Here is an 11707-nt window from a genome sequence, read left to right on the forward strand (position 1 = left end):
CCTTCTGACCGGGGGATCGTCTCTTTCCTGGAGCCTGCGTGAATCTCTTGGCCAGCCCCATAGCGGTCGCTTCGGTCAGCTTTCTTTTGGCTGCGGTGACCACCACGGTGCTGGTGCCTCAAGTTCGCAGGCTGGGGCTTCGCTTTGGGTGGACCGATCTGCCCGATGAGCGCAAGCAGCATGTCACCCCCATGGTGAGGCTGGGGGGCATTGCCATGGTGCTGGGTTTTGGTACTGCTTTGACGGCTGTGTGGTCGATGGGGGGCTTCGGCCTGCTGGCGCCGGCCAAGGATCAGCTGATTTGGAGCACCCTGGCCGGTTCGCTCTGCTTTTTTCTGATTGGCCTGGCGGACGACCTCTTCGCTCTCTCTCCTTGGCCGCGGCTGGCTGGACAGATTGCCGTGGCTTGTTCGGTTTGGAGCCAGGGCGTTCGGATTGGAGCGATCGATCTTCCCTGGTTTACCGCTGCAGCCGGTCCGATTGCTCTGCCGGATACCCTCAGCCTGCTAGCCACTGTTGTTTGGCTGGTGGGAATCACCAACGCCATCAACTGGCTGGATGGCCTCGATGGCCTTGCTGCGGGCGTGGCTGGTATTGCCGCTGTCGGGCTAGTGTCCGTCAGCTTTTCGCTGCATCAGGTGGCCGCCGGATTCCTTGCAGCAGCCCTGGCGGGCTGCTGCCTCGGCTTCCTGCGCCATAACTTCAACCCCGCCCGCATCTTCATGGGGGATGGGGGCTCTTACTTCCTCGGCTTCACCCTCGCTGCCGTGAGCATCGTGGGACCCGCCAAGGGGCTCACCACAGTGAGTCTGCTGCTGCCGTTGCTTATTCTTTCGCTGCCCCTGGCCGACATGTCGGCTGTGATCATGGGCCGTCTGCGCGAGGGACGTTCCCCCTTCTATCCCGACCGCCGTCACCTTCATCACCGCCTGCTCCGCGCTGGCTTCAGTCACCGGCGCACGGTGCTGTTGATCTACGTCTTCACCCAGTGGCTTGCTGCTTTGGCCTTGGTGGTGGCCAATGCTGAGATGCGCTTCCTCTGGCTGGCTTTGGCCACGGCCATCCTTGTGGCAACGGTGGTGATCAGCCGTCGCCAGCTGCAACATGAGCGAGCTCTGATGAACACCAACCCTTGCTCCACTCCTGTTGATCCTGCGGCCCTTGGCGAACCGCGTGGCTGAATCGGGTGTTGAAATCCTGTGCGTGGGCACAGAGCTGTTGTTGGGGGATATCCTCAACGGCAATTCTCGATGGATTGCCGAACAGTTGGCGGGACTGGGGCTGCCGCATTACCGCCAAACCGTTGTTGGCGACAACAAAGAGCGTTTGATCTCTGCCGTACGCGAGGCACGGCAGCGCTGCAGGGTTCTGGTGACGACAGGAGGTTTGGGTCCAACCCCCGATGACCTCACCACCGAGGCCCTGGCCGCTGCTTTCGACACTCCTCTCGAGGAGCGGCCCGAACTCTGGCTGGAGATCCAGCAGAAGTTATCGGCAGGTGGCCGGCCGGTTGCTCCCAGCAACCGCAGCCAGGCTTTTCTGCCCCGTGGAGCCGAGGTGCTTCCCAATCCAAAGGGGTCGGCACCGGGAATGATCTGGTCGCCCCGGCCTGATTTCACGATCCTCACCTTCCCTGGGGTGCCTTCGGAAATGCGGGCGATGTGGACGGAAACGGCCGCCCCCTGGCTTCAAGCCAATGCTGGGACGTCCGGTGTGTTTGTGAGCCGCCAGCTCCGCTTTAGTGGCATTGGTGAATCCGATCTGGCTGAGCGTGTTGCCGATTTGTTGGCGTCCACCAACCCAACGGTGGCTCCCTATGCCTCCCTTGGAGATGTGAAATTGCGGCTCACGGCCTGTGCACCCACTGCCGATGCCGCCGCTGAGCTGTTGCTGCCGGTGGAAGCTGAGCTGCGCCGTCGCACGGGAAACCACTGCTATGGCGTCGATGCGGACAGCCTGGCGTCGGTGGTGATCGACCTGCTCAAGCAACGGCACCAGACGATGGCGGTGGCGGAGTCCTGCACCGGTGGTGGGTTGGCGGCAGCCCTGACGGCTGTTCCAGGCTCTTCGTCGGTTTTTCAGGGTGGCGTCGTCGCTTACAGCAACGCGGTGAAACAGGCTTTGCTGGGGGTTTCGCTGGATCTGCTCACTGCCCATGGTGCTGTTTCCCAGCCTGTGGTCGAGGCGATGGCTCGGGCAGCAAGGGAACGCCTGAATTGCGACTGGGCGATCGCTGTAAGCGGTATCGCCGGCCCTGGCGGTGGCAGTGCTGAGAAGCCCGTGGGCTTGGTGCATCTGGCCTTGGCTGGTCCCGGTGGCTGTGAGGCCTGGGTGCAGCATTTCGGTGAGCGGCGGGGTCGGGAGGCCATTCAGAGGATGAGCGTGATCCGTGGCTTAGACCGTCTGCGTCTCTGCTTGCTCGCTCAGGTTTAGGGTCGACGGTTCTTGCGACTGAGCTGTTGAGTTCCGGCACCCTCTACGACAAGGTGTGGGATCTGCATCGGGTGGCGGAGCTCCCCGGCGGTTCCACCCAACTGTTTGTTGGTCTGCATCTGATCCATGAGGTCACCAGTCCTCAGGCCTTCTCGGCTTTGAAGGACAAGGGCCTGTTGGTGCGTTGTCCTGAGCGCACGGTGGCAACGGTGGACCACATCGTGCCGACGACCTCTCAGCAGCGGCCGTTCGCCGACCCGTTGGCGGAGGAGATGCTCAGCACCTTGGAGCGGAACTGCCAGGAGTACGGCATCCCTCTGAACAACATCGGCAGTGGCCGGCAGGGCATCGTTCATGTGATTGCCCCGGAGCTGGGCCTGACCCAGCCAGGCATGACGGTGGCTTGCGGTGATTCCCACACCTCCACCCATGGCGCCTTCGGGGCGATCGCCTTTGGGATCGGCACGAGTCAGGTGCGCGATGTGTTGGCCAGTCAGAGCCTGGCCATGAACAAGCTCAAGGTGCGCCGGATTCAGGTGAATGGCCTGCTGCCAGAGGGCGTGTCGGCGAAGGATCTGATCCTGCATGTGATTCGCCACCTTGGTGTGAAGGGTGGCGTTGGCTATGCCTACGAGTTCGCAGGCTCTGCCATCGAGGCGTTGTCGATGGAAGAGCGGATGACCCTCTGCAACATGGCAATCGAGGGAGGAGCCCGATGCGGTTACGTCAATCCCGATCAGGTCACTTTTGAGTATCTGAAAGGTCGCCCCCATGCTCCCGAAGGTGACGCCTGGACCCGCGCTGTCGCCTGGTGGAGTTCCCTGGCCACTGATGCCAACGCAACGGTCGACGACGAGGTGGTGTTTGACGCCGCTGCGATTCCACCCACGGTGACCTGGGGCATTACCCCTGGCCAGGGACTGGGCATCGATGAAACCGTTCCCAGCCTTGATCAACTGGATCCAGGTGAGCGTCCGATTGCGGAGGAGGCTTATCGCTATATGGATCTCCAGCCGGGAACGGCCATCGCCGGGGTGCCTGTGGATGTCTGTTTCATCGGCAGCTGCACCAATGGTCGTCTCAGCGATCTGCGTGCGGCTGCCGATGTGGCCCGTGGGCGTCAGGTGGCTGAAGGCATCAAGGCGTTTGTGGTTCCCGGCTCGGAGCAGGTGGCGAAGGCTGCTGAAGCGGAAGGGCTGGATGCTGTGTTCCGTGCCGCAGGCTTTGAGTGGCGTGAGCCCGGCTGCTCGATGTGTCTGGCTATGAATCCGGATCGGCTGGAGGGGCGTCAGATCAGCGCCAGCTCCAGCAACCGCAATTTCAAGGGTCGGCAGGGATCGGCCAGTGGTCGGACCTTGTTGATGAGTCCAGCCATGGTGGCCGCCGCTGCCGTTAACGGTCGTGTGACCGATGTTCGTACTTTGATTTCTCCGTCCGCATCGTGATGGCTCACTTCCCGACTGGTCCGATTCAACAGGTGAGTGGAACGGCCATTGTTGTTTCCGGTGAAGACATCGACACGGATCGGATTATTCCGGCAAGGTTCCTCAAATGCGTCAGCTTCGAGGCATTGGGTGACCAGGTCTTCGCCGATGACCGTCTTGAACTCTCCGGTGAGCATCCCTTTGATCAGGCCCGTTATCAGGGGGCCTCGATCCTGGTGGTGAATGGCAATTTCGGCTGTGGTTCCAGTCGTGAGCATGCACCTCAGGCGTTGATGCGCTGGGGAATTCGCGCGGTGGTTGGGGTCAGTTTTGCCGAGATTTTCTACGGCAACTGTCTTGCCCTTGGCATTCCCTGTGCAACGGCGGCCCCCGAGCAGATCAAGGCGATTCAGGCGCAGGTGGATGGCGATCCCGGCCGATCCTGGAGCCTCGATCTTGCCAGTTTGCAACTGACCGCAGCCGACACCAGTTGGCCTATGTCGATCGATCCCGGTCCTCTGGACATGCTGCGCAGCGGTCGTTGGGATGCAACGTCCCAGCTCCTGGACCATGGCCCCCAGGTTGCGGAATTGATGCAAAAACTGCCCTACATCAACCAGTTCGCCGCCGGGTAACAGCCAAGCGCGACTCCTGTGTCTATGAAATAGATAGGAGGTTGGGACTTAATGGCCTGTTCGCTTTCGCGGTTGGTGTTGCCGTTTGTGCCGCTGTTGGTTGTTGCCGGTGTGGGTCCTGCTGGGGCCCTGCCGCTTCAGGTGCAGGCCCATGATCCGTTGGATCGCAGCTGCCCCGGCTGTGATCTCCGCCAGGCGGATTTCCGTCAGGCCCATCTCATCGGTGCTGATTTTCGGGGCAGTGATCTGCGCGGTGCCGATCTGCGGGAGGCGAATCTGGAAGGTGCTGACCTGACGGGAGCGTTGCTGGAAGGTGCTGACCTGAGAGGAGCGAACCTCACCAACGCTGAGCTTTCTGGCGTGGATCTGCGCAATGCCGATCTACGGGAGGCTCATGTGATCAATGCCTATGCACCGAACGTGCGGACCTCCGGCATGCGCTACGCCGGAGCTTCGCTGTTCGGCAGCAATCTGATCATCGGTGGCGGTGATTGATCAGAAGGGCCGATCCGAGTCTGTCGTTTCCATCCAGTTTGTTGGGGTGTAGGGAACAAACGGCACGCCTGTGCCCTTGAAGTCAAAGTCGTTGAGCCGGAAGCGAACGCCACCAATGCCCTTGTAGGGATTGAAGTAGACCCCCACGTCGTAGCTGCGCCGTTGCCAGCGCAATTCAATGTTGGAGTTGACGGTGCTGCCGTAGAACTTCGAACCGGGATCGACGTTGTAGCTGACGCCGGTGCTCAGCACGACCGGCCCAACAATTTGTTGGGTGAGGCCAACCCCAAGGGTGGCGAGATCGACGTTCCGATCAAAGGCGAACGGGCTGTCGCCATTTTTCAGGGAGCCGTTGCCGACGATGGAGATCTGCGTGAAATCGAGGAAGGGCTTGCTGAAGGTGCCCAGGGTGATGGTGGGGCCTCCGCTGAGACTCAGGGTCTCCTGGTGAAGGCCATCGCCGTACACAGCAATCGAGGTGTTGACGTTGGTGTTCAGGCTCAGCCCCGGAACGATGGGAACGGGGGAATAGCGATAGGCCGCTGTTGGAATCAGCTCTGCTGTCTTCCCTTTGAGCAAGGGGATCTTGCTGGTGACCGAGGCAAACAAGCTGCCTCGCCCACTGCGCAAACGGCGGTTGCTGTTGAAGCGGTCGGCGTCGTAGTCGCCGATGGCACCGCGAATGAGGTAGTCATGGTCCACTTCGCCTGTCGACCAGCTGCCCTTGGTCTGCGCATAAACGCCGTAGGCCGCATTGATGTCGGTTTCACCGAGGGAGCCATTCCAGGTGCGGTAGCGGTAGGCCCCGAACAGATTGGTGCTCAGTACGCCCAAGCTGCCCATGTCGATGTCCTGGCCAAAACTTCCCCAGTAGCGGCTGCTACTGAGGATGTCTGCGGGATCAAAGCTGCTGATGTCGGCGTCGCCGTTCAGTTTGTAGTTCCCGTAGCGGCCGCGCAGTTTGGCGTCCAAGCCAAATAAATCAGCGGCGCTGTTGAAGTCGCCGTCAATGGCGCGCTGCACCATGAACTGCGGTTGAACGGACAGTTCCGTGCTCGTACCGATGGTGAGTGGCTTGAGGTTGCGTCCCACAAAAAGGCCATCACGGTCCCGGTTGTCGATGCCAACAACGAAGCGGTTCTCCACTTCCTCTTCCTTCTGGATGAGCTGTCGACGGGTGACCGGGATGGGCAGCCGCTCTTCAACGATCAGCCGGTTGCGTCGCGCCGAGATCAGCACATCGCCATTGGCTTGCTCGCGGGCGATCACATCCTCTGCATCGATTCTGGTTTGCGCCGGCGTGAAGGGATCGTTGCTGAAGCCCATGCGGTCAGCCTCCCAGCCATCCGCCGTGATCAGGATCTTCGAGGCCTGCACCCTCCAGCGGCTGATCGTGCCGTTGAGGAAATTCGTGCTTCCCAGGCTCTTCAGTTGGGGAACTTTGACCACGCCAAAGCGGTTTTCATCCCTGACCGAGGAATTCAGGCGTTGAACGGGGATGCCGCTGCGCCGTTCGATGCTGAAGCTGCCCTGGAGGTCGACGTCTGAGATGCGTTGGTTGATCCTGGCGATCGCTTCAGTCCGCATGGCCTGCTGCTGGGCTGGCGGAATCGTGGGTTGCTCCGCTGTGTTGTCGCTGCTGACATGGCGTTGAGGGCTTCCTCCATCGCCGAGGGCAATCGAGTCGAGGCGCTCGGAGAGGGAGGAGGGCTTGAAGCGCTGGCCGCGATCCGGGTCGTCACACTCCAGCATGGGCGGCATCACGTCGCTCGCCTGCTTGGGTGTGTCCCGTCCCCAGCGGTAGCGCAAGCCGAGCAAGTAGGCATTGCTGCCCTCAGTGACGCCTCCATAGGTGCCGAAAGCACCGGAGCGGTGGTGAATCCGGCCCACGAGCGATAAGTCGGAGGACACCGCTGCCTCCACCTCGAAGCCGAGATAGTTCAACAGCTGGGTGTAGTTCTCGCGGAATGTTTTCTCGTAGAGGCTGACGTTGGAGTTGTAGCTGATGCCTTCGATGACGCTGAAGCTCAGCCAAGGCTGAACCCAGACGCGTGCTCCAATCCCCAGCACCCCCTCGCCGAAGTTCTGTGCCGGCAGATCGGCATAGGGCTTGCTCTGGTTGAATTCGCCACCCTGTTGCTGCTTGGCGATGTGGCTGAACAGGTCAGCCTCAAGTTCAATGGCGAATGGACCAGCGCGCATGATCCGTTTCTGCACGCCGACGCCCAAAACGGCTTCCGGACGCATTCGACCGTTGAACAGGAAGGTGTCCCCGAAGGCGGCATCAATCATCTGACCGCCCCAGGCCGTCACTGCCCAAGGTTGCGGATGCCAGTCCGGAACCGGGGGAAGCAGCGGTGGACAAGCCACCGGAGGCATGTCTTCACGGCTGGCTGAGGTGGCTGGCTCAGGCGGGGCTGATGTTGTTCGAGAGCTTGTTAATGGATTGGTAAGGGGCTCTTCAAGGTCGATGACCCCGTAAACATCGTTGAGCTGACCTTCGTTTTGGACGAGGTTGTAGCGGAAGCTCGAGGCTTGAAAAAACTGTTTGCCACGCCGGAAGCGCACGGCACCGCGGGCGTAGAGCGTGCGATACGCCGCATCAAATTCAATGCGATCAGCGTGCAGTTCAGCCTGCCCGAGCTGAACCGAAACGTTGCCTTCGGCAATCGTGGCTTTTGATTTGGTGTCCGTGTATTGGAGGTCAGCTCGAATGTTCAGGCGCGCCGGCGCTGGAGAAACCGTCTCTGGCGTTGATTCAGCCGAGCCGGCCGTGACGAGCAACACTGAAACCGACCCTGTGATCAGGGTTCCGGTCAATGCAAAGAGAAGGCGGTGCGCCGCCAAGGCAATCCTGCTGCGCCCCATGAGCTTGCCAGCTCATTTCAGTAATCACGGTCCGATCAGACCAGTGCGTTGCGCGGTCTGATCGGGAGGTGAATCAATCTTCCAGGTCTTTACGGCTGGGGGTGCGGCTTGGATCGCTCGCAAGGAACCCGAACACGAAGATGCCGAGGAAGAAGAAGACGACCGAGTAAACGGAGATCTTGAGGGCGAGCATGGAGACCGACCGGCGTCTGTGACAAGGGCATCATCCTATGGGGCATGACAGCGTCAGCAGGGGAATGAACCCTGATCAGGTCGGTCGATCGGAGTGGATTGAAACGTTTCGCAGTCGATCGCGACGTGATCTGCGTGGCCGCTGGCTCCGCTCAGGCGCTGCCCAGGCTGGGTTTTTTCTCGATGAAAGCTGGGGATTTACGCACCGTCCGGACTGGGCCAAACGCGGCCTGCTGATCTGGCCCAGGGGACGTCAATGGCTGCGGCTTGAGCAGCGGTTGAGCTGGCCTGATGGCTGGAGTACCAGTGATTCCTGCTGTGCCCGGTTGGTGCTGAGCTGGTGGGCCGAGCAGATGCGCCTGTGGGTGGATGGCGTGCTGGTTCATGAGGGGGATCTGTTCGATACCGCCTGTCGCTGGCCGCTGCCTGCGCGCTGTCGTCAGGGAGCATCGCTCGATCTTGTGCTGGAGCTCTGCAGCCCTTTGCATGACGACGGAGCTCTGATCAGCAGCCATCTCGACCTGGAGCCGCAGTTCGCAGGCCCCGATCCTGAGGGCACGTTGTTGCCAGCGGCCCTGGAACTGCATCTGGCGGCGGATGGAGACCTGCCATCGCATTGGGCGGATCTGGATCCCAGCGGTGTTGAAGCGCAGGATGCTGTTGCAACGCACCTGCATCAGGTGAACCCTCCACGAGGGTCGTTGCATTGGCTTGGTCATGCCCATCTCGACCTGGCTTGGCTCTGGCCGGTGGCCGACACCTGGCAGGCCGCTGAACGCACCTTCCGATCAGCGCTGGATCTGATGCGTCGCTGGCCCGAACTGCGCTTTGCCCATTCCACGCCCGCCCTCTACGCCTGGATGGAGCAGCATCGACCGGCTCTGTTTGCGGAGATCCAGGCGGCCAGCCGTGCCGGTCGCTGGGAACCGATTAACGGACCCTGGGTGGAGACCGACTGTGTGTTGGTTTCCACGGCGTCGCTTTGGAATCAGTTCGCTCTCGGTCAGAAGGACAGCTTGCGCCGCTTTCCGGAATGGACCCATGAGCTGGCCTGGTTGCCGGACAGCTTTGGCTTTGCTGCGGGTCTGCCTGCGGTGGCGGCAGCTACCGGGGTGCGCTGGTTCTGCACCCACAAGCTGGCCTGGAATGCTGAGAACCCTTTCCCCCACCGTTTGTTCCGCTGGCGCGGACGGGGGCGGTCTGAACTGCGCAGCCTGATGCTGCCGCCGATCGGGCGTCGCGCTGATCCTGTGGAGATGCAGGGCGAGCAGCGGGCCTGGCATCAGGCCACGGGACTTGAGGCAGCGCTCTGGATCCCGGGCGTCGGTGATCACGGCGGTGGTCCCACCGAGGAGTTGCTTGAGCAGATCGGGCTCTGGGAGAAGCAAGCGGCCGCTGTGCCCACCCGTGCCGGAACGGTGCGGGAGTTCTTGGCCAACCTGGAGCAGGACGATCAGGCCTGGGCGGTGTGGCGCGATGAGCTCTTTCTGGAGCTGCACCGCGGTTGTGCCACCAGCCGTCCCGATCAGAAACGTCACAACCGAACGCTCGAGCGGCTTTTGCGGGAAGCCGACGCTGCTTCAGCCCTGCTGGCCCTGGCCGGCCGGGATGGCGGTGGGAGCGATTGGCGCCCGCTGTTGTTTCAGCAGTTTCACGACATCCTTCCGGGAACGTCGATCCCGGAGGTGTTTGAGCAGGCGGAACCGGTTTGGCGCTCGGCTCGGCGCCAGGCCCGCGGAGAGCGCGACCGGAGGCTGGCAAGGCTGACGCGCCAGAAGGACACAGCGGCGGCATGGAGCTGGTGGGGCCTGCAGCCCTTGGCGTCCTGGTCGCCCCTGGTTCGCCTTCCGGCCGGATCATGGTCATCCGAAGGCGTTTCATTGCCGCAGCAAGCCGCTGCCGGTGGTGGTGCCTGGGTGCAGCTACCGCGTCAGCACGGCAGTTGTTCTGTGCCGCTCCGGCGTGAACCAGGCATGGCGTCCTGCGCTGCTCAACCCCGTCAGCCTGTGGTCATCACGTCGCTGGGGGCAGGAGTTTGGCGGCTGGTCAATGGTCTGATCGATCTCGATGTCTCCGCGGTTGGACTGATGGCTCTGCGGGATCGCGATGGACGGAATCAGTTGTCGTCACCCCTGCAGTTGGAGCGTTATCGGGACTGTGGCGAATTCTGGGATGCCTGGGATCTGGCGGCGGACTATCGATCTCAGCCCCTGGGCGTGCTCGGCACGGATTCCCTGGAATGGCTCGATCAGGGCCCCCTGGTGGCGCATCTGGTGCTGCGGCGCCAGCTCGGCGCCAGTTGCATGCGGCTGGACCTGCGGCTGAAGGCCGACACCGCGTGGCTGGAGCTGATCTGCAGCATCAACTGGTGTCAGACCCATGAGTTGCTGCGCCTGGACCTGCCGCTGGCGACCCCCGCCGTCCGCATCGCTGCCGATACCAGCGGCGGCGTGATCGAACGGCCGGCTGAACCGATGACGGTTCGGGAACGGGCCCGCTGGGAAGTCCCTGTGATCTCCTGGTTCGCTTCCCAGTCGCAAGCTCCCGGAGGCGGGATGGCTGTGTTGCTGGACGGTCCCCAGGGTGTGGATTGGTCCTCAGACCGACTTGGCATTTCGCTGCTGCGGGGTCCGACCTGGCCTGATCCCAGCGCTGATCAGGGCTGGCATCGCCAGCGTTTGGCCCTTATGCCCTTCTCCGGCTCCTGGAGTGAGGCCGGTGTGCCGCAGGCGGCGATTGCCTTTCGCGAGCCCGGGTGGTGTGCGGCGTTGCCGGCGGAGCTGCGTCAGTGGTTCCCCTCGCTGCCGCTTCAACTCACGCCGGTGGCATTGGAGCGCCATGCCAACGTTTGCCTGCTGAAGCTGCTGAATGCGGGATCAGCGCGTTGTCGCTGGACCCCCGGAGCGGACTGGAGTGTCCGCAGGGATGTCGATTCAAGTGCCGCTGATGCCGTAGTGATCGCCCCGGGAGAACTCGTCTCCCTGGTGGTGGATCAGTCCTCGTGATCGTCGAACGGGTCGTCGAGTGCTTTTGATGGAGGCCCAAAGGCCTGGTACACGCCAAATCCGGTGAGTCCGAACAAAACGGCGAGCACGCCAATGGCGACGGACAGAGCTGGGGACGACGTTTCCATCACATCTCTCGACAGGATCAACCCCGAACCGGAGTCGGCCCCTACAGTATCGAGACATCAAACCACCCGAGACCCGGCGTCGCCATGGCACAACGCACCCGTCTGGGAGACCTTCTCCGCCCACTGAACTCCGAGTACGGCAAGGTGGTTCCCGGATGGGGCACCACTCCCGTGATGGGCATCTTCATGGTGCTGTTCCTGGTGTTTCTGCTGGTGATTCTTCAGCTTTACAACAAGTCCCTCATCCTCGAGGGCATCAACGTGAATTGGAACGGCCTCGGCTGATCTGCACCCATGAACATCTTCGGCGTCGGTCTCCCCGAAATGGCGGTTATCGGCGCCGTTGCCCTGTTGGTTTTCGGGCCGAAACGGCTGCCAGAACTTGGCCGGACTCTTGGAAAAACCCTGAAGGGTTTCCAGTCCGCGTCAAAGGAATTTGAACGCGAAATCAACAAAGCCATGGCTGACCCGGAGATGTCCGGTGATGCTGCGAAGCCTGTCGAAGAACTTCCCCCCAGCGACTGAGT

At 61.9% G+C, this 11707-nt stretch carries 11 protein-coding genes; 8 read left to right on the forward strand and 3 right to left on the reverse strand.

Going from position 1 to position 11707, the window contains the following annotated elements; translation table 11 throughout:
* Nucleotides 1–38: 38 nt before the first annotated feature.
* Genes SYNCC9605_RS01265 through SYNCC9605_RS01285 form a run of 5 tightly spaced genes read left to right on the forward strand, consistent with a single transcriptional unit; the run spans nt 39 to nt 4987 of the window.
* On the forward strand, nt 39–1181 hold the full coding sequence (locus SYNCC9605_RS01265) for a glycosyltransferase family 4 protein (RefSeq protein WP_011363284.1): 1143 nt from the start codon (nt 39–41) through the stop codon (nt 1179–1181).
* Nucleotides 1174–2433 carry a competence/damage-inducible protein A gene (locus tag SYNCC9605_RS01270; RefSeq protein WP_011363285.1) on the forward strand — a complete coding sequence of 420 codons (1260 nt, stop codon included), beginning with the start codon at nt 1174–1176 and terminating at the stop codon, nt 2431–2433. Before SYNCC9605_RS01265 ends, SYNCC9605_RS01270 begins: the two co-directional genes overlap by 8 nt.
* Nucleotides 2434–2459: 26 nt before the next feature.
* Nucleotides 2460–3878, forward strand: a complete 1419-nt coding sequence (leuC, locus tag SYNCC9605_RS01275; protein WP_011363286.1) for a 3-isopropylmalate dehydratase large subunit — start codon at nt 2460–2462, stop codon at nt 3876–3878.
* A complete protein-coding gene (locus tag SYNCC9605_RS01280) occupies nt 3878–4492 on the forward strand; it encodes a 3-isopropylmalate dehydratase small subunit (protein WP_011363287.1) in 615 nt (204 codons plus the stop codon). Before leuC ends, SYNCC9605_RS01280 begins: the two co-directional genes overlap by 1 nt.
* Nucleotides 4493–4543: 51 nt before the next feature.
* A complete protein-coding gene (locus SYNCC9605_RS01285) occupies nt 4544–4987 on the forward strand; it encodes a pentapeptide repeat-containing protein (RefSeq protein ID WP_011363288.1) in 444 nt (147 codons plus the stop codon).
* Here the strand turns inward: SYNCC9605_RS01285 and SYNCC9605_RS01290 are convergent, their stop codons facing one another.
* Nucleotides 4988–7855, reverse strand: coding sequence for a DUF3769 domain-containing protein (locus SYNCC9605_RS01290; RefSeq protein ID WP_083757045.1), 2868 nt, complete (start codon nt 7853–7855; stop codon nt 4988–4990).
* 73 nt (nt 7856–7928) lie between these two features.
* On the reverse strand, nt 7929–8048 hold the full coding sequence (locus SYNCC9605_RS01295) for a photosystem II reaction center protein I (RefSeq protein WP_006042333.1): 120 nt from the start codon (nt 8046–8048) through the stop codon (nt 7929–7931).
* Between the two features lie 64 nt (nt 8049–8112).
* Here SYNCC9605_RS01295 and SYNCC9605_RS01300 point away from each other — a divergent pair, with 64 nt between their 5' ends.
* Entirely contained in the window at nt 8113–11052 is a 2940-nt protein-coding gene (locus SYNCC9605_RS01300) for an alpha-mannosidase (protein ID WP_041434337.1), read from the forward strand.
* On the opposite strand, the gene psbN is transcribed toward SYNCC9605_RS01300, so the two are convergent.
* Nucleotides 11040–11180, reverse strand: coding sequence for a photosystem II reaction center protein PsbN (gene psbN, locus SYNCC9605_RS01305; protein ID WP_011363291.1), 141 nt, complete (start codon nt 11178–11180; stop codon nt 11040–11042). The two genes, SYNCC9605_RS01300 and psbN, sit on opposite strands and share 13 nt — an antisense overlap.
* An 84-nt stretch (nt 11181–11264) precedes the next feature.
* Between psbN and psbH the strand changes: the two genes are divergently transcribed.
* Together psbH and SYNCC9605_RS01315 are read left to right on the forward strand one after the other, a co-directional pair.
* Nucleotides 11265–11465: a photosystem II reaction center phosphoprotein PsbH gene (psbH, locus tag SYNCC9605_RS01310; protein ID WP_006849996.1), complete on the forward strand. Its 201-nt coding sequence runs from the start codon at nt 11265–11267 to the stop codon at nt 11463–11465.
* Between the two features lie 9 nt (nt 11466–11474).
* Nucleotides 11475–11705, forward strand: coding sequence for a TatA/E family twin arginine-targeting protein translocase (locus tag SYNCC9605_RS01315; RefSeq protein WP_011363292.1), 231 nt, complete (start codon nt 11475–11477; stop codon nt 11703–11705).
* The last annotated feature ends 2 nt before the right edge of the window (nt 11706–11707 follow it).

This window comes from Synechococcus sp. CC9605 (assembly GCF_000012625.1).
Classification (GTDB): Bacteria; Cyanobacteriota; Cyanobacteriia; order PCC-6307; family Cyanobiaceae; genus Parasynechococcus.